The sequence below is a fragment of the Nocardia cyriacigeorgica GUH-2 genome (assembly GCF_000284035.1).
GTDB classification, from domain to species: Bacteria; Actinomycetota; Actinomycetes; order Mycobacteriales; family Mycobacteriaceae; genus Nocardia; species Nocardia cyriacigeorgica_B.
Genome location: NC_016887.1, coordinates 999924 through 1022701 on the forward strand (window position 1 = coordinate 999924; position 22778 = coordinate 1022701).

Sequence of the window (22778 nt, forward strand, 5' to 3'; positions counted from 1 at the left end):
CACTGTTCGGGGGAGGAATCATGCCTTCAAAACCCACTACGCGCTGGCAGGTGAGCGGTTACCGCTTCCTGGTGCGCCGGATGGAGCATGCCTTGGTGCGCCGGGACGTGCGAATGCTGCACGATCCCATGCGCTCCCAGTCGCGCGCCTACGCCGCCGGGCTCATTCTCGGCATCGTGGTGCTGGCCGGCTGCGGTGTGCTGGCCCTGCTACGCCCGCAGGACAAAATCGGCGACAACAAGATTCTGATCGGCAAGGAATCGGGGGCGGTGTACGTCGTCCTCAACGACGTCGTGCATCCCGCGCTGAACATCGCCTCGGCCCGGCTGGCCGCCGGAGATGCGCCGAAGGCCGTTATCGTCAAGGAATCCGAACTCGGCAAGAAGGCCCGCGGGCCGCTGATCGGCATCCCCGGTGCGCCCGGCGTGCTGAACTTCGACAAGGACGGCAAGGGCCGCGCCTGGTCGGTGTGCGATTCCATGAAGATGGACGGCGGCCGCGACCTCACCACCTCGGTGCTGGCCGGCGATCCGGAACTGGGCGAGAAGGCCTCGGTCATGGGGTCGGACAAGGCGCTGCTGGTACAGGGCGACGACGCCACCTACCTGGTGTACGACCGCAAACGCGCCCGCGTCGACATGACCGATCGCGCCGTCACCGACGCACTGAACATCACGGGGCTCACCCCGCGCCCGATCAGCGAGGGCCTGCTGAACGCGATTCCCGAAGTGCTGGAGATCAAGCCGCCGCAGATCGTCGATCCGGGCGGGATTCCGGACAAGCCGATCGGTGAATTCCGGAACGGGACCGTTGTCCACGTTTCGACCGCGGGTGAGGTGGAGAACTACGTCGTGCTTCGTGACGGCCTCCAGCCGATTTCGCCGCTGACCGCCGATATCATCCGCAATGCGAACCCACAGCCGTCAGGCGATACGACGATCAGCGAAGCATTGCGCACCCGGGCCGATCGCTCCGCAGCGCTCGAGGTCGGTGATTACCCGCAAATCGCGCCCTCGATCATCGAACCCAAGGACCAGCCCGTGAGCTGCCTGTCCTGGAAGCCGATCACCACCGCCACCGAGGATTCCGGCAACCGCGCCGAACTGTCGGTGATCACCGGCGTCACCCTGCCGATGTCGGAGAAGGCCAAACTGGTCCCGCTGGCCCAGGCCGACGGCTCCGGCCCCAACGCCGACTCCGCCTACATCCCACCGGGTTCGGGCGCCTACGTCCAGACCACCGGCATCGAACCCGACAGCCGCCGCAAGGACTCCCTGTTCTACGTCGCCGACACCGGCGTCCGCTACGGCATCAAGAACGCCGAAGCCGTCAAGGCCCTCGGCCTCCCGGACAACCCGGAACCGGCCCCCTGGCCCATCGTCGGATTGCTCGCCAACGGCCCGAGTTTGGGCCGCGAGGAGGCGATGGTCGCCCACGACGGTGTAGCACCGGACCCTTCACCGGCGCAGCAGCCGGTCGCGGCGGGCAAGTGAGAGTCGGGGCGCGCCGCTCGAGCTGCGGTGCGCCCCAACTACTTCTGAATTCGCTCCTGGCGAGGCGGCACACAAGCAAGATTCCTGAGCAGGGCACGCTTGTTACAGGTTCTTGCCCTGTGCGCTCAGCGGCGGATTCGCGCAGCGTGAAGACCCGATAAGGCCGGGGCATCGGACGCCCAGCCCGAGGAGGTCACCGCGCCTCAGCACCCTCAGCCGACCACTCGAACAAACTGTGACAAGTAAGGCCCGCCGAATGGCGGGCCTTACTTGTTTCGTTTTCCGTTGTCTGCCTGGTGTTACCCGGTTGCCGTCAGTCTTCGCGAACTCCGAACCGGCGACGGATCGGGAACGAGGCGAGATAGCCGAGAATCAGTCCACCACCGATGATTCCGGTGCCGATCAACGCAACATTGCGTGCCAGATTGTCCGGCGGTGGTGGAGGAGCGGGGACGGGGAGCTGAACGCTCTTGGCCGGACTCGGCTGCTTGGCCTGCAGGGGCGCGTCACGAACCTCATTGGTGAGCGCTGCGACGGGATCCACTGCGCCGTAACCGATATAGGGGTTCCATCCTTCGGCGGGCGCGTGAGCCGTTGCCTGGAGGCGTTTGATGACTTCCTGCGCGCTCAGGTGTGGGAAGCGTGAACGGACCAGCGCGACGACACCTGAAACATACGGTGCGGCAAAGCTGGTGCCCTGGAGGGTGGTCATCTTGTCCGGCTCGCCCTTCGCGACGATCGTTCCGTCGCTCAGCGGGTCCAGCGACACGATTCCCTCGCCGGGAGCCGCGATATCGACCCAGGGCCCCGGCACGGTGAAGTCCGACGGTTGCCCATCGGGTCCGATCGAGCCGACCGTGAGGACGTAATCGTCGTAGCGTGCCGGGGTGACGTTGGTGGTCAGATTTTCCCAGAGATCAGCGGTCGGGTCGAGCGGGTCGACGTCCGGATTACCCCCGCCGCACCGCGACGTCTGGTCCTTGTTGCCGGCGGCGGCTACGACCACGACGTTCTTCTCGACCGTCGCGTAGCGCAGTGCCGCTCCGAGCGCCGAGTCCGCCGGATTGTGTGACCCCGATACGCAGAGGACGAGCGAAATATTGATCACCGATACGCCGCGATCGGCCGCGCGGCGCACGGCCGAGGCGAGGGCGTCGATATTGCCGTATCCGTCCGGCGGATCCTCCGGCCGCTGTTCGGTCGAACGACCCTTCTTCTGAAACTTCGCACTGGTCTGCCGAATCGACAGGATCCGCGCATCAGGTGCGACGCCGGAAAAGCCTTGCCCGTCTACCTTGCTCGCGGAGATGATGCCGGCGACCACCGTGCCGTGGGCGTCGCAGTCCTGCAGACCATCACCGCCCGCTGCGACATAGTCGCCGCCGGGCATCAGCCCGGGCAGCCGTGGATGCGGCGTGACGCCGGTGTCGATGACGGCGATCGTCTGGCCCGCTCCAGTGGAGAATTGCCACGCGTGCGGGAGATCGAGCGCCCGCTGCGGTTCCGGGATGGTCGGCCCGTCGCCACCTCGCTGCGTGCTCGCACACGGCGTATTCGACTTCTGCTCGGTCGGTTCCGGCGGCACCGCGGGATCACCGGGCGGCAACTTCCCCATATCGATCGGCGGCGGCCGATCCGCGTACGCAACGCCTTGGCCGAAGCTCAATCCGAACGACGCGCTGAAACCCAGCGTCAGAGCTGCGGCCGTGGCGCGAAGGCGCCCGTTCACAGCCCGCGAACGAGGGAGTAGAGCGAGGCCACCCAGAAGACCAGGGGCAACACGGCCGCGACGAACGCGTACTCGAGCAGTTCGACGGCGCGTCGCATCGGCGGGGTCGCCGACTGGTTCGGGATGATGATGCCGAGGATCAGCGCGGCGATCAGCATCGCCATCGCGGCACCGAACACCGCCAGCGGCAGTTCCGCGACGAAGCTCATGCCGATCAGCATGATCAGCACGATCGCCGCACCGCCCGCGATCAGCACGACGGCCTGTTCGGCGCCGGCGTAGGTGCGGCTGCGGAACATCAGCACTACCGCGCAGACCAGCGCCAGCGCGATGCCCTGCCAGTAGTAGCCCTCGCCGGTGGGGTCGGTGGCGGCGAGCGCGCCGACCGCGGTGACCAGGGTCGTCGCCGACACCAGGCCGCTCAGGTACATGCGAGCGCGTTCGGACTTGGCCCGCAGCGCCTCCATGGTCGGCAGTGCGCGGTGATCGTCGGGGTCGTCTTCGGTGGGGTCGATCGGGGTACCCGGCGACGGCACCGGCGGCAGCGGCAGTTTCGACAGCAGCATCGAAACTCGCGGCGCCAGCGACAATCCGGCCAGGCCGAGGGCGGCGGCGACCGCGCCGATCGCGCGCACCGGCTGATCGGTCAGCAACCCGACCAGCGCCGCCGGGACGGCATAGACCGCGAGCGCGCTCGCACCGATGAACAACCCGAGTCCGACGCCGGTGACGCGCCAGGCCAGGATGGCCGTCGCGCCGAGCAAAACTGAGCCGAGCAGGAAGTTTGCCCAGCCGTAGTGGTCGGGAACGATGAGCATGCCCGAGGTGAAAGCGGTCGGCAGCGCACAACCGCCGAGCACGAGCGCGGTGGCGGTGTCGCCATACATCCGGCTCAGCACCATGCCGGCGACCACCAGCAGGATGGTCACACCGAGGGCGATGGAGCCGGTGATCCAGCCCGCCATGGCGTCGGGGGCCGCCAGCAGGCCCACGCATCCGGCGAGCATGGTGATCGCCGCCAGGACCGAGCCGGTGATGCGCGCGGTTTTCGGCGTCCAACCCTTGAAATGGTCGGCGTCGGCGATCGCGACGTTGTACATGATGTCGTCGAACAGCGGGGTCGGCGCGGTGTGGGCCGCGCTTTCCAGCATCAGCAGTTCGCCGTCGCGGACGCCGTGCTCGCCGAGGCTCAGCGAATTGGAGAACGGCGGGTGACCGATGCGGGCGAGTACCCATTCGGCCGGCTCGAAGCGTTCACCCTCATTGTCGAAATCGTTGGTGCGGCTGTGCTGGGCGACCATGTCGACCACGCTCGGAATCACCAGAGCGACCGGTACATCCACCGGGATGGCCATATCGACCTGGGTATGTTTGGCCAGAATGGTGACCCTGGTCAGGTCCGGTGCGCGGACGATGCCGCGTGAGGATTCCTCCTCGATGTGGTCAAGTCGCGCGTGCGTCAAGGCTCCCCCAACTCGGTCGCTACCTCGTGTTTTCCGCACCCCGCGGGCCCGAGCGGAGCTTGCGAACCCATGGGTCCGGGCAGCAGAATGCTGGTCGAACTGTACGACATGTCGGCGGTTGCCTCTACACTGAGGCCCGAACACCGCAGGCCAAGAGGGGGAATTCTCGTCTTATGAGCACAGTCCGGTTTCAGCGGCGCGCACGCCGGGAGATGCCGCGGACGCCCGGTGGCGAGGTCACCCTGCAGCCGCCTCCCGAGATCCCTCGGGTGACACCGGGCAATCTGCTGATGAAGCTGATGCCGGTCGTGATGGTCATCGGCATGGTCGGGATGATGGCCCTGATGTTCACTCAGGGTGGCGGCATGATGTCGAACCCGATGACCATGATGTTCCCGGTCATGATGCTGTTCTCCATGGTCGGCATGTTCGCGGGCCAGGGTGGCGGCAAGGGCCAGAAGGCCGCGGAGGCCAACGAGGATCGCAAGGACTACCTGCGTTACCTCGATCAAGTTCGTAAAGACGTCGACGAGACGGCCACCCAGCAGCGCGCCGCCGTCGAATGGAGCCACCCCGAGCCAGGCCTGATCTGGATGCTGGCCGGCACCAGCCGGATGTGGGAGCGCCGCGCCGGCGACAAGGATTTCTGCCACGCACGCATCGGCATCGGCGGCCAGCGCCTGGCCACCCGGCTGATCGCGCCGGAAACCGGCCCGGTCGAAGAGCTGGAACCAATCGCCGCGGTGTCGCTGCGCCGTTTCGTGCGCGCGCATTCCACAGTGCCGGATCTGCCCACCGCCATCGCGGTCAAGGGCTTCGCCACCATCGCACTCGACGGTGATCGCGGCCAGGCCCGCGATATGACCCGCGCGATGTTGTTGCAGCTGGCCATGTTCCACGGCCCCGACCAGGTGCTGATCGCGGTAGTCTGCGGCCCGGACACCGCCGCCGAGTGGGACTGGACCAAGTGGCTGCCGCATTCGCAGCATCCCGACGCCCAGGACGGCATCGGCACCCAGCGCATGTTCTACAGCTCGATCCGTGAGGCCGCCGCCGGCTTGCAGCCGCTGCTGGCCAACCGGGTCCGTTACTCGCGTAACCAGCCGGCCAACCCCAACCTGGTGCACATCGTCATCGTCGTCGACGGTGGTCTGCTCGAGTCGGAGGAAGATCAGCTCCGCGAATCCGGCTACGAGGGCGTCACCATCATCGACCTGTGCGGATACGCTCCGCGCCTTGCCGTTTCGCGCGGTATCAAGATGATCGTCGAGAACGACGAATGCGTCGGCCGCGGTGCCACCGGCAACCAGGAACGCTTCGCGATGATCGACCGGATCAGCCCCGAGCAGGCCCAGCAGGTGGCCCGCAGGCTGGCGCCGTTCCGGGCCGCGACCCAGCGCAGCAGCGACGTCGAGGTCGAGGACACCGAGGTCATCTCCAGCTGGGCCCAGCTGATGAACCTCGGCGATATCGGCACGTTCAACCCCGAACACGCCTGGCGTCCCCGCTACGGCCGCGAGCGCCTGCGCGTCCCGTTCGGTGTCGGCGCCGACGGCCTGCCGGTCATCCTCGACATCAAGGAAGCCGCCGAAAGCGGTATGGGCCCGCACGGTCTGTGCATCGGTGCGACCGGTTCGGGTAAGTCGGAGTTCCTGCGCACCTTGGTGCTCAGCCTGCTGGCCACCCATTCGCCCGACCAGCTGAACCTCGTTCTGGTCGACTTCAAGGGTGGTGCGACCTTCCTCGGTTTCGACGACGTCCCGCACGTCGCCGCCGTCATCACCAACCTCGAGGACGAAGCCGACCTCGTCGACCGTATGCGTGACGCCCTCGCCGGTGAGATGAACCGCCGCCAGGAAGTGCTGCGCCAGGCCGGCAACTTCGCCAACGTCTCCGAATACGAGAAGGCCCGCGCCGCAGGCGCCGACCTGGACCCGCTGCCCGCCCTGTTCGTCGTGCTCGACGAGTTCTCCGAACTGCTCACCCAGCACCCCGACTTCGCCGAGCTGTTCGTCATGATCGGCCGCCTGGGCCGTTCGCTGCACGTGCACCTGCTGCTGGCCTCGCAGCGCCTGGAGGAGGGCAAGCTCAAGGGTCTGGAAAGCCACCTCTCCTACCGCATCGGTCTGAAGACCTTCTCCGCCAACGAATCCCGTCAGGTGCTCGGCGTTCCCGACGCCTACAACCTGCCCAACAGCCCCGGTGGCGGTTACCTCAAATCCGACTCCGGCGAGATCGTGCGCTTCCAGGCCTCCTACGTCTCCGGCCCCTACGTCGGTGGCGGTTCCCAGCGCGATATGACCATCGCCACCCAGGCCGGTGAAATCGACGTGCGCGCAAGGCCGTTCGAAGCCGGCCACGTCGATTTCCGCAGCGCCGACCGCATCCCGCTGCCGCCCGAGCCCAGCGACGATCCAGAACCGCAGGCCGGCGAAGACGGCGAACAGCTGTCCAACATCGGCATGCTCGTCCAGCGCATCCGCGGCCACGGCCGCCCCGCCCACGAGATCTGGCTCCCGCCACTCGACGAGGCCCCCACCCTCGACCAGCTCGTCCCGCGTTCGATCCTCACCGGCGAATACGCCGCCGTGGCAACCCTGCGCGCCCCCATCGGCATCGTCGACCGCCCCTACGACCAGCGCCGCGACCCCTTGGTCGTCGACCTGTCCGGCTCCCGAGGCAACGTCGCCGTCGTCGGCGGCCCCCAATCCGGCAAGTCGACCATGCTGCGCACCCTGATCATGTCGATGTCGCTGACCCACACCGCCGAACAAGTGCAGTTCTATTGCCTCGACTTCGGTGGCGGCACCCTCGCCAGCCTGGAAGGGATGCCGCATGTGGGGTCGGTGGCGGGCCGTCTGGACCAGGACAAGGTCCGCCGAACAATCGCCGAGATGACGACGATCGTTCGCCAGCGTGAATTGCGTTTCCGCCAGCTCGGTATCGAATCGATGGCAGAGTTCCGGCGCCTACGCGCAATGGATCCAGCGAGTAGCCCAGCTGCGGCAGGTGCGCATGAGGACCTCTTCGGGGATGCTTTCCTGGTAATCGACGGTTTCGGGTCGATCCGACAGGATTTCGACGCTTTGGAACAACCGATCATGAACCTTGCTGTTCAGGGTCTGTCGTACGGCGTCCACGTAGTTATCGCTCTGTCGCGCTGGATGGAAGCGCGCCCGGCGCTCAAGGACCAGATCGGTACTCGGCTCGAGCTCCGGCTCGGTGATCCCGCGGACTCCGATTTCGGGCGAAAGGTCGCAGCGCTGGTTCCGCAGGGGCGTCCTGGCCGCGGCATGACCCCGGAAAGCCTTCACATGCTGACGGCGCTACCCCGGGTAGACGGTAGCTCCGACCCGCAGGATCTTAGTACAGGGGTCGCAAACGCTGTCCAGCAGCTCGCGGCGATGACTCCGGGGCGTCACGCACCCAGGGTTCGTATGCTTCCGGAGCAGTTGGACCGTGGCGATCTTCTGGCCGCGATCGAAGGTTGGGGCGGTTTCACCCAAGGGCGGAAGAACGCCAGCATCCCCATCGGTATCAATGAGTCCGAGCTTGCGCCTGTATTCCTCAACTTCGATGAGCAGCCACATTTCCTCATCTTCGGCGACACCGAATCCGGCAAGACCACGCTGCTCAGGGGGATCTGCCAAGGTATCATCGAATCGAATCACCAGAAGGACGCTGCGATCATCATGGTCGATTTCCGGCGTACCATGCTCGGTGCCTTCGATCCGGACCGCATGGCCGCGTACGCAAGCAACGCGCAGGGACTCGCGGCCAATATCAAGGATCTGTGTGCACTGCTCAACTCGCGCATGCCGGGACCGAACATCACCCCGCAGCAGCTCAGAGACAGGTCGTGGTGGACGGGCCCCGATATCTATCTGATCGTCGACGATTATGACCTGGTTATAACGTCGACTGGCAATCCGATCGCCCCGGTAGTCGAATTCCTCCCGCACGCCAAGGATGTCGGTTTCCATCTGGTGATCGCTCGGCGCTCGGGTGGTGCATCGCGTGCTATGTACGAGGCTGTGATCGCGCGATTGCGGGACCTCGCGACACCCGGTCTTATCATGAGCGGAAGCCCTCAGGAGGGTGGCTTGCTCGGAAACGTTCGACCGAGCGAAATGCCTCCCGGCCGAGGCACACTTGTCTCCAGGTCTGGCATCGAGCTCATCCAGACCTCCTGGATGCAGCCCATCTCATGACCGCCGTCGAGCTGATTCTTACCGAAACGCGCCTGTGGGCGCGGAGCTCGAACACTCACGCGGACATGCCGCCGTCTGTCGTGCCGGGCAGTGATGGGAAGAGCCTCGTTGTTGGTGAGCCTTTGGCGCCGCAGTCGATGGCATGCTCGGTTGTGCAGCTGCTGACTGCCGATCGAATCGCATTCCTGCCGAGCCTGCCCTCACCAGTGGACGCCATGACCGCGGTGTTCGGCAGATCGCTTGCCGAGATGCGTGTTCCAGCACCCTGCGAACGCCTTACCATCGTTGCGCCCACCGAGTGGGGAACCAGGCGCCGTTCCGACATCGAAACCGCGGGTTTGCGGGTCGCCTCCGAGGTCGAAATCCATACCACAGCACTACAAGCGGTAGCCGCAGACACCAGGAATCGAGATCGCCGCACGGTGGTTATCGAGTTCGGGCCGTTGTCTACAACCGCGACATCCATCATTTACGGCCATCAAGGGCCGGTGATCGAGGCATGTGAGCATGAGCCGAACTTGGCTGCCGCCGAGATCTCCCCGGACAACCCAGGTTTGGTCGAGTTCCGCGCACTGGTCGAACGGTTGCTGGCTGGCCGGCCGGCCGACAGCGTGCTGGTCGTCGGCGGGCCCGATCCGGCGTTTCTCGACCTGATCGGATCGGCCATCGCCGAGGTAGTCGGCGGCGACACTGAACTTCGCACAGTTGCCAGCGCAGATCTAGCTCGCATGAACAGCAGCGAGGCCACGCCTTACGCTGCGGCAGCACTTCCGCAACTTCCGCAGACCGAGTGGCTACAGCCGCTGCGTGAGCGAGCAGCAGCCACTCGCGCACCGCGTTCGCGCGCACCGGTCTACATTGGTGCAGCTGCGGTTGCCGCAATATTGGTCGCAGGTGTGGGCGTCGCTGCCGTACTGAACCAACCGGATGATTCGGGTAGCGCGACATCGGTCGCAAAATCGTCAACGGTTGAGCCGTCGCCGCCACTCGATACGCTGACAACTGCTGCGAAGGCGACCACGACCAACGCCGCACCTGCCCAACTGACAATTGGCAACATTCGGTTCGAGGCCCCTGTCGGCTGGCGAGTCACCGAGGCGGCAGGCGGAACCCGGGTGTACCTGGTCCCTGAGGACGGGACGAAAGCGCGAATCACGCTCACTCAGAAGCAGGTAGTCCCGGGCGTCGGATACGAAAAGGTCGCAGCCGACCTAGAGGCTCAGATCAAGCAACGTCCCGCAGGCACCGTGGGCCCACTTCGACGGGACGTGGTCTTCGGAGGCAGATCTGGCCTGGCCTACACCGAACATCCTGACGACGGCTCACAGGTCGACTGGCATGTTATCGTCGAACACAGCACCCAGGTCGGTATCGGGTGCCAATATCAGACAGGGGGGCAAGACACGACAACACAACTCTGTGCGGATGTCGCAACCACGCTGGAAGTCATCCCATGAATCCGGCAAGATTTTCCATGAGATCAATGGAACCGATTGGGCGCTTCTTTCGTCTAATCGTCATGTAGGAGTAGTTCGGCCTTGCTGCGCAAGGCTTCAACCCAGCTCACTAGCAGGAGGAACAGTGGTCGTTAAGTCCGACCTCGCGGCGATGCAGGCCGCAGTCAATCACATCAACTCGGTGAAAGGTCAACTCGACGCCGAGATCAACAACGTCGAGACTCTTTGCCAGGGAATCAGAACCGCTTGGGAAGGCCAGGCGAAGGGTTCGTTCGACAAGGTGATGGCTGATTTCCAGAACGCCAACAACAAGATGAACCAGGCGTTGGACGAGTTTGCCACCCAGATCAAGGAAACTCAGGTCGGATACACCGAGCAAGAGCAGCGTGCCCAGGACGCGATCATGAATACTGGCGCGTCTTCGGGCCTTGGCGACGGTCTTGGCTTGAACAGCAGCCTGAAGATCTAGATCTGAACCGAGCAACGAGATAGGGAGAACTCATGGACGTTATCAATTACGACAAAGGTCAGATGATTCAGCTTTCTGCTGATCTGAAGACCTCAGTGGCTCGTCTCGACGAGACCAATCAAGAGCTTAAGAACTACGTAGCGGGCCTGCTGGGGTCGTGGGAGTCCGGCGCTTCCGGTGCGTACGCCGACGCCCAGAACAAGTGGAATACCGCACACCAGGAGCTCCGCGATACGTTGCTTCGAATCGCGAAGGTCGTTGAAGACGGTGCGATCGACATGAGTGGCACGGACGCCGCTGCCGCTTCCAAGTGGGTGTAAGCAGGTACCTGGGCTGCGGTGCCCCAGCACATAGAGCTGGGGCACCGCAGTTTTGCGTGGTGGGCGTCGAGCGCAGCGTCTTGCCCGGCCAGTAGCCCGGTTGTCGCGGCTAATCTAGTTCGCGAGGAGGAGGTATTGGGCAGCCGCCTTTTGGTGTAATGCCTGGACTTGTTCGGCTTCCACGACAGCCACGTGTCGCCCAACGGTGTAGTAGCACGTTGGTGCCATCAAGAAAGTAGTAACAAACGGATCGTCTTCGTTCTTCACGAAGCACTTGGCGCCGGGCATCCCGGGAGGGCTCGGCGCCGGCTTGTACTGCCAGTCCACCTGTGCAATGAGAGCTGCGACCAGCCTGGCTGCGCCACTGTCATCCTTCGCGCGATAGACCCACGAATCGCCACGCGAAATCAGGTCGACGCCAGCGTCTTCAAACGCCTGCCGGTCAAGATCGAATCGTCTGCTCAGGTGTATACCTGATCTGACGGGGTAGACGCCGTAAACGTCTTCCTCAGCCAGCGACTCTTGATCGGGTTGCTCGACAGGAAGAGTGCGTGCTAGGAGGCCGTCTATATCGGCGGGAAGCCTCGGGATGTCCTCCACCGGTGTCGGCTGATAGCCCGTCAGCATCTCGAGTTGCTTGTCGAGCACTTTCTTGGTCATTTCAACCGCAGGCGCGGGATCGTGCGTCGGATCGATTCCAGGAGCGCAGGAGATGTAAATTAGGTAGTTGTCGCGCCTGTACCAGGTATTCACTGAACCGAACGGCGTCGCATAGCTGCGCGCATCTGAATACAAGGGAATATCGATCGACTTGGATTCAGAATTCTTTTCCACGTAGGCATCGGGAAGGATGCGGAAGGCATGGGTCGCTTGGGCAGCGGTCTGGAAACGCAGTAGCCGAAGGTTGACACTTGCGCCCAGACTACGTTCTTCTCGTCGCTGCCCACCAGTTCCCCATCCGACCACTAGGCCCGGCACAGCCTCATTGAAATTCTCAATCGTGCTAATCCCTTCCCGGTGGGTCGGAGGCTGTTGCTGCGTATACCGGCGCCCCTGAACATTCGTCTGGTTGAAGACGAGGCGCCGATCGATATCCATGATGAGCGGTACATGCTCGGCAAGGCGCGCCGCTTCACGGTTCACGCCGGCGAATGAAGACCCCAGGCTGGAGGCACTTTGAGGTTTTGTAGGGTAATTTCCTGCATCGAGCCGAGAAATATCGACTTCAGCGGAGGGATTTTTGACACTGGTGTCGGCGCAACCGCTGATAAGGGAGACCGAAATGCCCAATGTCAGTACGGCAGTCATGATACGCGAGGAAACGACCTTCATCCTTGAATCACTCCACCTTGGCAAGAATTGCGTACTGAGCTGCTGTTCGCTGGTACAGGAGGGGGTCGATCCGTCCTCCGGCTGCTCCCCATGAGATGAGTCTGGCAACATAGCGGCCGCGGACGATTACGCACTCGGTCCTGGTATCGAAGACTGGATCATACTGGTCACGACTGACGCAGCGCGCGTCGGAAATGCCAGGGGGGCCAGGAATCTCATGGTCCAGTTCACCCAGCTCGGCGAGCGTGGACTGGAGGTGGAATGCAGCTTCGAGGTCCCTTGTTCGATAGAGGGTGCCCTCGACGTGGGCAACCAGATCGACGCCCGTTTCTGTCAGTACATTCTCCAGGCGGACTGCGTCGACGTTAAAATGCCGTGCACCAGCCGCATCGAAGACCCCGCCTTTGAAGGCGGCGTTCTGGCTCGAGAGGTCAGTCGCGGACGTCTTCGGCGACTTGACCGCAAGCCTTAGAATCCCCTCGGGGTTGGTGGGGAGATCCAGTATGTCCTCTGGTGCCGTCGGCTTCAAGGCCACAACCTTCGGTACCTGTTGGTCGAGCATCGAAGCCAGCGTTTGCGCGATTGCCTGGTGATCGGGCTCGGGCCATGTTAGTGAGCTTACGATCACATATGGGCCCGAACTCTGAAAAAGATAACCCTTCGAATCTCGTGCCGATCCTTTGGCGTCGGCATGGCCGGGGATCGTCAGAGGCCTCCGTTCGGGAGCGGTGTCGTCCAGGATGCGTTCGAAGCCGTCTGCGGCTGCTTGTGCCGCAGAGTCGGACGGGAACCTGAGGATTGCGATCGACATCCCCTTGTGTGCCCGCAGGCTGCCATTGGAACGCCGGGTCGACACGCCGGCGAACATGTGATGTTGCTGTGCAATCGGCTCGAACGCTGTGGGCAGAACGTCATCGTCGAACGTCGACGGACTGACGTCCAACAACCGAGTGCTCTCGAGTATCGACATGTCCTCGTCAACCTCGAACGGCGACACCAAGTAGCTGAGCATTCGGCGCGACTCGATCCTGTAGACGTCGGCGCTGGTTCTGCGCGTTGTGAAGACATAATCGTGTGCCTCCGGCGGGAAGATGCCGAAATCTAGTTTCTCGAGTTCAACGGTCGACATTCTTGGAAGTGCTTTACCTTGGACCGAGTCACCGCAACTTGCCAACACCGAACTGAGAGCAAAGATTGCGGACCATACTATGGCGGCACGTCGCGCATTCTCAGCGGACTTCTTCATACAGATCCTCTATTCGCTGACCAGTAGGGCATATTGCGCTGCCGCTTTTTGGTGCAAGTCCTGAATGTGCGGCGATGACACTTGGGCGACATACTGGCCGGCCTGGACCACGCAGTGACTGCCCGCAGGTTCTCCGGCGTCGGTCAGGTAGGTGTAGCACTCGACATTTCCGCCGATTTGCGGTGGATCAGTTACTCTGCCGGGTCCCGACTCTTCGACAGATGGTTTCCATTTGTTCCATAGTTCCCTGGCTTGGTCCTCGGTGCCTGCCCGGAAGACGAGGCTGTCGCCGACCCCGATGGCTTGTATTTGAGCGCTGTCGAGGAATTCGAGCGTGTGTAGTGTCAAGGTGTGGAACGCGCCTCGGCCGCGGTATGCGCCACTCGGCGTGACGAGGGAGGAAAATCCGGCGGCGCCACGAGGAAGGGTTCGCGCGAGAATTCTATCGGGGTCGAGAGGAACCGTGGTCCGCGACTCGGGTGGTGTGGGATCGAATTGTTCGAGCAACGGGATCTGGGCGTCGAGCGCACGTTCGGTCTGTGTAACCAGCGGAGTCAGGTCCGGTTCTGCGATTCCGTCGACGTATTTGAGGAAGATGACGTATCGACCATGGCTCGTCCAGCTACCGATGGAGGAAATACCTGGGCGCCAATGCGCCTTGGTATTCGGGTACCTCGGAATGGCGACCGACTCGTTCTCAATGTTGTACGTGAAGTCGTCGTATTCAAGTGCTGGGCCGACGCGAGATGCAGTTTCCGCATCCGAGAACATCATGACTGCTACATGCAGCGTACGTCGCGGTTCACTGACATCGCCTGCGGTCGTCCATGAATTCATCCAGCCTGCAACAAGATTATCGGTGAGGTCGTCGAATGTGTCATTGATTACGAGATCTGAAAGAGCCTTGCTATTTTCCACTACATTGCTCTTCATTCCCCGAGCGGGGTCGTGTTGCACGTAGGCCGGATCTATCTCGAAGGGCAGTAAAACGAAATCTGCTAGGCGCTGTGACTCACGGATGAACGCTTGCTTTTCGTTTCTGGCATTCCCGAGCTCGATTGGCTCGGCCTGGTAGTTGCCCACATCGAGATGTGCGAGGTCCGCTTTGTCGTGGATCGGCTCGCTCCCCGCGCACGCTCCGAGTGCAACGGCGAGTGTTACCGACATCGTGAGAGCGCCGATCGCATACGTTACTGCGGATGTAGTGCCTCGGCCCGTGCTTGGCTTGGCCTTCTTCTCAGGATTGCTTCGAACGGAGTCGAACATCACTCACTTCAGCACCTTAGATATTGTCGGGACTGTGGTTTCTATTAGTCGTTCCTGTGACTGGTCGGTCCACACCCGGAATGCCTGAATTGCCGCAGGATCATCAATGACCACGATCGTCGCGTTGGATGCCAGCAGCCCAGGCGGTAGTCCGCGCAAACCGCCACCGCCTGCAAGAGTGTCTGTGCGGAATGCCAGGACGACATCAACTTTGCCGTCGACTTGGAATGACGAAACGGCCAGATCTCGCGGTGACTTCTCATCGCCGACTGGCTGGTAGTCCTTGCTGTACCGAAACCCGATGTCTTGCAGGAACCTTGCTTGGTCCGAGCCATCGAGCACGACCGATATCGATGAGTCGGCGATGTTGAATGCCGCAACCGTTTTGTCTGCGAACTCAGGATGGTCGGTCCGGACCTGTGCCAGCCCGGGGCCTGCGTCCGCGCCAGGGTTTCCGATGGCGAAATAGGTGCCGGCAGCAATAGCAATGAGCGCGACCACTGCGACAGCCGATGCCACAAGTTTCCCGGTGATTCTGCGTTCGCGTCGTCCTCGAGAATTCGGAACCGTCGCGGCGATGCGCTGGCCTGTCGGATCAGTGGGTGGCGGCGCCGGCTGGGCGTACTGAACCTGGGTCTGTGGAGCAGTCGGGGCGTAGTGGCTGGGGTCTGACACGTATGCCGAAGGTGGCGCTTGAAACTGAGGCTGCCCGAGCAGGGCGGCTTCGGCGGCCTGGACGAACTCGCGGCAACTTCCGTAGCGGTCTTCGGGGGACTTGGCCATCGCTTTGGCGATGACCGCATCCAGTGCCGGCGGCAGACCCGGCCGCGCCGCGCTCACGTTGGGCGGCGGCTCGTGCAGGTGGCCCATCATGACGACGGCCGGCATCGTCGACGGGTACGGATTCTGGCCGGTCAGGAGCTTGTAGAACGAGCAAGCCAGACTGTAGATGTCTGCCCGATAGTCCAGCTGTCCGCCGACCAACTGCTCGGGCGGTGCATACGCGACCGTCGCCATGAAGTTGCCGGTTGCTGTCAGATCCTGCCCGTCGTCAGCCGACTTCGCCACGCCGAAGTCGGTGAGGAAGACGCGTTCTTCATCATCGCCCTCGACCCGCGAGAGCAAGAAGTTCGCCGGTTTTACGTCGCGATGCAGTAGGCCCTTGCGGTGCGCGTAGTCGAGCCCCTTGCCGACCTCGGAAACAATCCGGAGTGCCCGCTGCGGCGTCATGACGGCCGGGCCCTTGGCCACTTCTTCGGACGCGTCTGTGCCATCGACGTACTGCATCGCGATCCACAGCTGCCCGTCCTCTTCTCCGCGGCTGTAGACGGCGACGAGGTTCGGGTGATCCAGACCTGCGGCTAGATTCGCTTCGCGTTCGAAGCGTGCCCGAAACTCGGGATCAGTCGACAGGTCGGAGCTGAGGACCTTCAGGGCATCCCGTTTCGGCAGGATCGGGTTCTGGGCGAGATAGACCGTGCCCATACCACCGCTACCGAGGACCTGGAGTATTCGGTAGCCGCCCACGACGGCACCTGGCCGCAACGGCATTCGTACCTCCTGTGTCTGATGCCCCTCGAGGCAGAAACGTACTAGCGGTTGCTGATCACTGTCGATCCCGTCGCGATCAGCGTTCCTCTGTCAACAACAGGTATTGCGCCGCTGCCTTTTGGTGCAGGTCCTGAATCTGTGCTGCATCGACAACCGCGACATATCGATCATTGGTGAACAGACATTGGAACTGTGGGATCGACGTGAAGCGGCTCGACCGTCGATCGCTCTTCTTGAAGCACTTGGCCTCGGGCAGGCCGGCAGGTGCATCGGTTGCCTCGTATCGAGGGTCGAGTTGCTCGACCAGGGCGGCGACGAGCCGGTCGGCCGCTGCCGAGTCGGCGCTCCGGTAGACGCGTGCGCCGGCGTCTGCCATCAGATCGACACCGGCATCGTCGAATGCGCGTTTCAGTACGTCCGCGCGGCCACGCAGGTGAAGGGCCGCATGGGGCGGGTACACCCCCTCGGTGGCACCATTCTCATTCAGATCTTCGACTGGCAACGTACGCCCGAGCAGACCATCGGTGTCGACCGGGAGGTCAGCGATCTCCGCGGTGGGGGTTCGGTTGTAGCCAGCGAGCATCTCGATGTTCTTGTCCAAAGCGGTTTTGGTCATGCCGATCGCATAATCGACGTCCGGTGGCACTTCCAAGCCTGGCGTGACGAAGGTGTAGATCATCAGATCTTCGTGGGCCATCCAGGTGGCCACCGAATCCTGTTCGGTCACGTAGCTGATTGCGGCATCGTGACCCGGAATACGGACATCTCGTTTGGCTGGACTGCTTTTGCGGTTGTCCTCGGACAGCACTTTCGCTGCGTGCTCGGCCTGATCAGGTTTCGAGAATCTGAGCACGGTCTGATCGATGTTTCGGCCGAGCGCGAACTCTTCGCGCTGTTGCGCATTCGAGGTCCACCCGACCACGAGCCCGGGGATGACAGTACCGAAGTTCTCGACCCATACACTGTCGCCTTGCTGAGGCGGCTGTTCCGGTGCGTAGACCTTTCCCGAGGATGACTGGTTGTAGACGTACTGTTTGTCCACCTCCATGGCCAGCGGCATGGATTCGGCGAGCCGAACCGCCTCACGGATCGACGTCGATTTGGCGAGCTTCCGGTCGTCGACGTTTCGAGGTTCAGTGGGATAGCTGCCGGGCTGGAGTGCAGTGGTGTCGACAGATTTGGTGCCCGCCTTATCGTTCGCGTCGCTACATGCGGAGATCGGTAGCAAGGCCAGCAATGCGGCGGAGGCGTAGATCAGACCCGTCCGCGCCATTCGATGATTCATCCCATTCACCTGACCTGCGCGAGGATCGACAGCTGGGCAGCGGTTCGCCTGTACAACACGGGATCCAGCCTGGTTCCCATGCCCCCACTTCGTAGTACGGCGACATACCGGTCGTACACCAAGACGCATTCGAACTCGCTGTTGAACACCGGGTGCGGCTCGTCGCGTTTGATGCACCGGGCGTCGGCGATGCCCGGCGGTGGCGGAATCTCCTCGTCGTCCTTGCCCAGCGCCGCGAGCGCGGTCTGTAACTTGAACGCGGCCTCCAGGTCTCGCGTTCTGAACAATGTGCCATCGACATGCGCGATGAGGTCTACGCCTGCGTCGGTGATCGCGCTGCCGAGTTCTTTGGCATCGGTCGCGAAGTGGGAGAAGCCGGCAGTCCCATACACGCCGACGTAATCCGAGCTCGTACTGAATGAGTCGGTCGCAAGCATCGATGGCTTCACCGGCAGCCGCAGGATGCCCTCGGGGTTCTGAGGAAGGTCCAGAATGTCGTTCGGTGGTGTTGGTTTGAGCGATTCCAGGGTCTTCAGCTGAAGGTCGAACAATTTGGCGAACCGTTCGGGCAGAGCGCTCGGCTGCCCCGCCGACGAGACGGCGGAGCTGACGATGACATACGGACCACCAACCGCGAAGGCCCAGCCCTTGGAATCGTCTCTTGCGGAGGCCACTACCTTGTCATGCCCCGGAATTGAGAGCTTCTTCCGCTCGGGAACCATCTGCCCCAAGGCGGCGTCGAACTCGTTCGCCGCTGATTGCGCCAGGGCGTCTGACCCGAACCGCATGATGGCAACCGACAGCGACTCCCGTTTCCGGAGGCTCAGGTTCGATCGTTGAGTCGAGACGCCGGTGAAGAAGAAGTTCCGCTTTGCGATCGGTTCGAAGGCGGCCGGAAGAATTCCCGTGACGGAGTCGCTGAAGATCGCGCCCCGTTGACCCAGCAACTTGGTGTGTTCCAGATGTTGCAAGACTGGATCGACCTGATACGGAGAGATCAGATAGTCGAGCATGCGTCGCGCCTCGATGTTGAAGACATCGGCAGGCATCAGGGCTGTTCTCGGCTCGTAATCGGACGGTTCCTTGATGAAGTCACCGTAATCGAGTTGGTCCAACTGGACTGGCGTCATCCCGGGTATCGGCTTGCCATCAATCGCGGAGCCGCAGCCCGTGACAGTCATCGCAAGGGTCAGGGCCGCAGCAGACGTGCAAAGGAGACTTCGTCCGGCCTTGTTTCCGAGCTTCTGTGTGAACATCGACTTACCTATTCGCTGACCAGCATCGCGTACTGAGCTGCGACTCGCTGGTGCAAGTCTTGAATCTGGGGGGACGCGACGTAGCTGACGTACCGGCCCGTCTGCAGGACACAGTAGGATCCGAGATCCGCACCTTCCTCGCTGGTGCGCGTGTAGCACTCGACCGACCCTTCGACACCCTTGGGTGCTTCTGCTGCTCGGCCGGGCCCATCCTCGTCCGCGGACGGTTTCCAGGTGTTCCAGAGTCGCTGGGCGCCCTCGACCTCGCGCGTGCGAAAAACGATGGATTCGCCGACCGCGATTGCCTCGACGCCGTTCTCTTGGATGAAATCCATAGTGGAGAAGGTCAACGCATGGAATGCGCCGCGGCCTTGGTACACGCCGCTGGGCGTCGGGCTTGTCGCGGTTTCCGGGTCGGTGGGCAGCGTCCTGCCCAGGAGTTTATCGGGGTCGAGTGCGATGCGGTCGAGATCGGCGGCGGGCGTCGGTTCGAACTTTTCGAGCAATGGGAGTTGATAGTCCAGCACCCGCTCCACCTGAGCTGTCAGGTTCGGCAGGTGCGGCGCGGATGTTTCATCCACATACTTCACGAAAACGACGAACTGATCGTGGCTGGTCCAGCTTCCGATCGACGAGATTCCGGGTCGCCAATGTGATTTGGTAGCCGGGTATTTCGGAAGCGCGACCGGCTCGTTCTGCGTGTTGTAGGTGAAGTCGTCATGCTCCAGGGTGGCGGCGACGTCTTCGGCCGTTCGCGCGTCCGGGAACATCATCACCGCGATGTGCAGATCACGCGCGGGCTCGTCACCGGATGCGGTAGTTGTCCATGAGTTGATCCACCCCGCAACGATGTCCTCGGCGACTTCGTCGAATGTATCGTTGATGACCAGATCCGCCATGGCGTCGTTATCGAGGACGACGTTGGAGGTGAACCCGCGGCCCGGGTCATGCTCGACGAAGGCAGGATCGATCTCGAACGGGAGTGCCACGTAGTCGGCGAGCCGCTGGGATTCGCGGATTCGGGCTTGCTTATCGTTCTTGGCGTTCCCGAGCTCAACCGGTTCGGCCTGATAGTTGCCGACGTCGAGGTTGGACAGGTCGGGTTTCGCGCCGGCTGCCTTGCCCTCGACCTCGCTGCCCCCGCATGCGCCGAGTGCTACGGCCAGTGCTCCTGACATTGCCACGGCGCCGATCGATCTGATCAGTGTGGATCGCGCAGCATGGATCATGCCCTCCCCCTTGGTGGTCGTAGGTCCGGTCGAATCCTACAAGGGCAGGCAAGTCCGGGCGCTGTGGGAGGGTGGACGGTCCATTGCTTGCTCGGTTTGGCCTGGATCGGTCGTCATCGGCCGTTCGCCAGAATGGAGTATTGCGCCGCGGCTCGTTGGTGCACGTCGATCAATTGGTCGCTGTTCACAATCCCTACGTAGTTGTGGTAGGCGACCACGCAGACAAATCTTTCGAATCTCGCGTGCCCGAACTTTTCCGCCGTTACCGCGCAGGCCGAATCCGGAATATTCGGGACCGGGTCGGCGGCTCGGACGGTGGCGAACGGAAACAGCTTGTCGGTGACAGCCTTCCGCGCGGAATCGTAGCTTTCGGTGCGGACGACGATGGATTCACCGGCGGTGCCGAACCGGGTGGCACTCATGGCGGTATAGCTGGTGCGGGCTGTCATCCGATCGGGTGCGACATGGAGCTGACCGCGCAACCCGACGTTCAAGGTTGTGTCGCCGAGGGACGGTTTGCCGGTGTTCGACGGGTCCATCGCACGGACCACCAGTCGATCCGTATCCCACGGTAGCGAGAGCACTTGGATATCGGTGATCGGCGGCAACTGATCCAGTAGCGGCAACTGGACGTCGTAAGCCCGCTCCGTCAGGCTCGACAGGGCGCCGAGATCGTTGGTCGGGGTCGAAACCTGGTAGACGACAACATAAGAGCCGTGCGCGATCGTCGATCTCAGGAACGGGGATTCGGGGTTCCAATGGCTGCGTGCGCCGGGGTACTTCGCCAGCGTGACCGGCTTGTTCTTTTCGACGAATTTCGCGAGATCGCGATCATGGATCTGGGTCGCCGCCCGCTCGGCCGCAGCGTCGTCGGGAAATTGCAGTATCAGGCTGGTGAGTGAGGTCGCGCCACGGTCGCGCTTGATGGGCCATCGCCCGGATGACTGATCGATGTAGACGGGCGCGCTGCTGCCCCCGGAGGTGAATGCGTAGAGGTAGTGGTTGCTCTGCGCGATCTCCCCGAGATCTGTGCCGATCTCCTCGAATTCTGTGTCTATCGGGTCGAACGATACGTCGCTTTCGAGGGTGTATTTCAACGCTGGGTCGATCTCGTCCGCGGTCGCGGTGTAGTCGGCCAGACGCATGCCCGCGACCTGCCTCATGTCGTAGAACGGCGCTCGGATCGGGTCGTCATGCGCGTCTACGGGCAGGGTCGGGTAGGTACCGGTGTCGAGGTTGCGGACATCGATCTCGGCCGGGACGGAGGTCCCGCTGACGATGTCGCCGCAGCCGAGGACGGTGGTGCCGAGAAGTCCGAGGACCACCGCGGTGGCGGCTCGCCGGAGCCTCGAGGAGCCGTTGAATGTGTTCATCATTCTGCATTCGCCAATAATGCGTATTGCGCCGAGATCCGCTGCTGGGCGTCTAGGAGCTGTGACGACCAGGTATGCGCCCCGTATTGGCCACGCGACACCGAGCAGTAGAAGCGGAACGCGAACATCTCCCGACCGATGTATTCGATGCAATGGGCTTGCGGGAGGTTCTTCGGAGGGGCGGCGCTCCGATATTTGCGCGATAGCTCCGTGAGGTGGGCGCTCACGTTCCGGGCACTCTCGGAATCTTTGGCACGGAACACGCGGGAACCATCGAACGCATATCTGTCGACGCCGTTCTCGTCGATCAACTGTTTCAGCTCGCCCATGGCGACCGCGAAGTGCACGGCCGCGATGCCGTTGAACACACCGGGGGATTGCTGGGTTCCCTCGCTGGTGGTGCCCGGCAGGGTGCGTCCGAGAATGCCATCCGGGTCGACGTCGACCTCCATCAGCCGATCGGGCGGCGTCGGCTCGAAGGCGGAAATGGCTGGGACGACCACGTCCAAGTTTTTCTCGACCAATCCCTGCAGTCCCGCGAGATCGTGACGTTCCACGAAGCTGAGTTTGTAGTCGTAGATCCAGGTGAAGATCACGACGGGCCCCACGGCGAGCCACGATCCGATCGACTGGCTACCTTCCGGCTGCCAGTGTGCGCGAGCGTTGGGGTAGTTCGGAATCTCGACCCGTCGGTTCCGGTCGGTGAATTCGAAGTCGACCCGCTCCAGTTCCGCCGCGGCACGCTCGGCCGATTGTTCCGACGGGAACAGCAACGCCGCATTCATGATGTCGATGCCGCCGTTGTCGGGTTCGCTGCCCGCTGTGGTCAGAAACCCACCGATGAAATCAGGTGCGGCCTCGTGAAAACGGTCGGTAGCCATCGTCTTTCCCAACGGCTCGGGATCGATGAAGGCGTTGACCCACATGCCGTCGTTATGGACGAAAATCGGATCGGTCGCGATCGGCGGCGGCAGGTGATTGCCGAGCCGCTGGGCTTCGACCAGCCGGGCGTGTTCGATGGTCACGGGCTTGTCGAGGATGCGCGGTTGGGTCGGAAAGCTTCCGGTGTCGAGTTGCGCGATATCGACCATCGGCTCG

At 62.8% G+C, this 22778-nt stretch carries 16 protein-coding genes; 5 read left to right on the forward strand and 11 right to left on the reverse strand.

The genetic code is table 11. The features are described from left to right. The first annotated feature begins 20 nt into the window (after positions 1-20). Positions 21-1493 carry a type VII secretion protein EccB gene (gene eccB, locus NOCYR_RS04470; RefSeq protein ID WP_081505552.1) on the forward strand — a complete coding sequence of 491 codons (1473 nt, stop codon included), beginning with the start codon at positions 21-23 and terminating at the stop codon, positions 1491-1493. A 313-nt stretch (positions 1494-1806) separates the two neighbouring features. Here eccB and mycP read toward each other — a convergent pair whose 3' ends face one another. Further along, positions 1807-3108, reverse strand: coding sequence for a type VII secretion-associated serine protease mycosin (gene mycP, locus NOCYR_RS04475; protein WP_014349165.1), 1302 nt, complete (start codon positions 3106-3108; stop codon positions 1807-1809). Positions 3109-3218: 110 nt separating this feature from the next. After that, a complete protein-coding gene (gene eccD / locus NOCYR_RS04480; protein WP_014349166.1) occupies positions 3219-4685 on the reverse strand; it encodes a type VII secretion integral membrane protein EccD in 1467 nt (488 codons plus the stop codon). Between the two features lie 173 nt (positions 4686-4858). On the opposite strand from eccD, the gene eccCa reads away from it, so the two are divergent. The 4 genes from eccCa (at position 4859) to NOCYR_RS04500 (ending at position 11142) form a co-directional block, all read left to right on the forward strand. Then, a complete protein-coding gene (eccCa, locus tag NOCYR_RS04485) occupies positions 4859-8896 on the forward strand; it encodes a type VII secretion protein EccCa (protein WP_048832806.1) in 4038 nt (1345 codons plus the stop codon). Further along, positions 8893-10353, forward strand: a complete 1461-nt coding sequence (locus NOCYR_RS04490; RefSeq protein ID WP_014349168.1) for a type VII secretion-associated protein — start codon at positions 8893-8895, stop codon at positions 10351-10353. Before eccCa ends, NOCYR_RS04490 begins: the two co-directional genes overlap by 4 nt. Before the next feature lie 124 nt (positions 10354-10477). Next, the gene (locus NOCYR_RS29615) at positions 10478-10822 is read left to right on the forward strand and encodes a WXG100 family type VII secretion target (RefSeq protein WP_014349169.1); all 345 of its coding nucleotides are present in this window, start codon (positions 10478-10480) and stop codon (positions 10820-10822) included. Positions 10823-10854: 32 nt separating this feature from the next. Further along, positions 10855-11142 (forward strand): WXG100 family type VII secretion target, encoded by a 288-nt coding sequence (locus NOCYR_RS04500; protein WP_014349170.1) that lies wholly within the window; start codon positions 10855-10857, stop codon positions 11140-11142. Positions 11143-11256: 114 nt separating this feature from the next. On the opposite strand, the gene NOCYR_RS29060 is transcribed toward NOCYR_RS04500, so the two are convergent. The 9 genes from NOCYR_RS29060 to NOCYR_RS04540 all read right to left on the reverse strand — a co-directional run bounded on the left by NOCYR_RS29060 (position 11257) and on the right by NOCYR_RS04540 (position 22771). Continuing rightward, positions 11257-12450, reverse strand: coding sequence for a DUF7373 family lipoprotein (locus NOCYR_RS29060; protein WP_148280526.1), 1194 nt, complete (start codon positions 12448-12450; stop codon positions 11257-11259). A gap of 31 nt (positions 12451-12481) precedes the next feature. Beyond that, positions 12482-13603: a DUF7373 family lipoprotein gene (locus NOCYR_RS04510; RefSeq protein WP_048832811.1), complete on the reverse strand. Its 1122-nt coding sequence runs from the start codon at positions 13601-13603 to the stop codon at positions 12482-12484. Positions 13604-13729: 126 nt separating this feature from the next. Then, positions 13730-14986 carry a DUF7373 family lipoprotein gene (locus NOCYR_RS28140; protein ID WP_231856087.1) on the reverse strand — a complete coding sequence of 419 codons (1257 nt, stop codon included), beginning with the start codon at positions 14984-14986 and terminating at the stop codon, positions 13730-13732. Positions 14987-14989: 3 nt separating this feature from the next. Next, positions 14990-16537 (reverse strand): serine/threonine-protein kinase, encoded by a 1548-nt coding sequence (locus NOCYR_RS04515; RefSeq protein ID WP_014349174.1) that lies wholly within the window; start codon positions 16535-16537, stop codon positions 14990-14992. 76 nt (positions 16538-16613) lie between these two features. Continuing rightward, on the reverse strand, positions 16614-17822 hold the full coding sequence (locus tag NOCYR_RS04520; RefSeq protein WP_048832813.1) for a DUF7373 family lipoprotein: 1209 nt from the start codon (positions 17820-17822) through the stop codon (positions 16614-16616). 5 nt (positions 17823-17827) lie between these two features. Then, complete coding sequence (locus tag NOCYR_RS04525) at positions 17828-19078, reverse strand: DUF7373 family lipoprotein (RefSeq protein WP_148280527.1); 1251 nt, start codon at positions 19076-19078, stop codon at positions 17828-17830. Between the two features lie 8 nt (positions 19079-19086). After that, positions 19087-20307, reverse strand: coding sequence for a DUF7373 family lipoprotein (locus tag NOCYR_RS04530; protein ID WP_014349177.1), 1221 nt, complete (start codon positions 20305-20307; stop codon positions 19087-19089). A gap of 113 nt (positions 20308-20420) precedes the next feature. Beyond that, positions 20421-21683, reverse strand: coding sequence for a DUF7373 family lipoprotein (locus tag NOCYR_RS04535; RefSeq protein ID WP_419538296.1), 1263 nt, complete (start codon positions 21681-21683; stop codon positions 20421-20423). Beyond that, positions 21680-22771 carry a DUF7373 family lipoprotein gene (locus NOCYR_RS04540; RefSeq protein ID WP_014349179.1) on the reverse strand — a complete coding sequence of 364 codons (1092 nt, stop codon included), beginning with the start codon at positions 22769-22771 and terminating at the stop codon, positions 21680-21682. Before NOCYR_RS04540 ends, NOCYR_RS04535 begins: the two co-directional genes overlap by 4 nt. Positions 22772-22778: the final 7 nt, after the last annotated feature.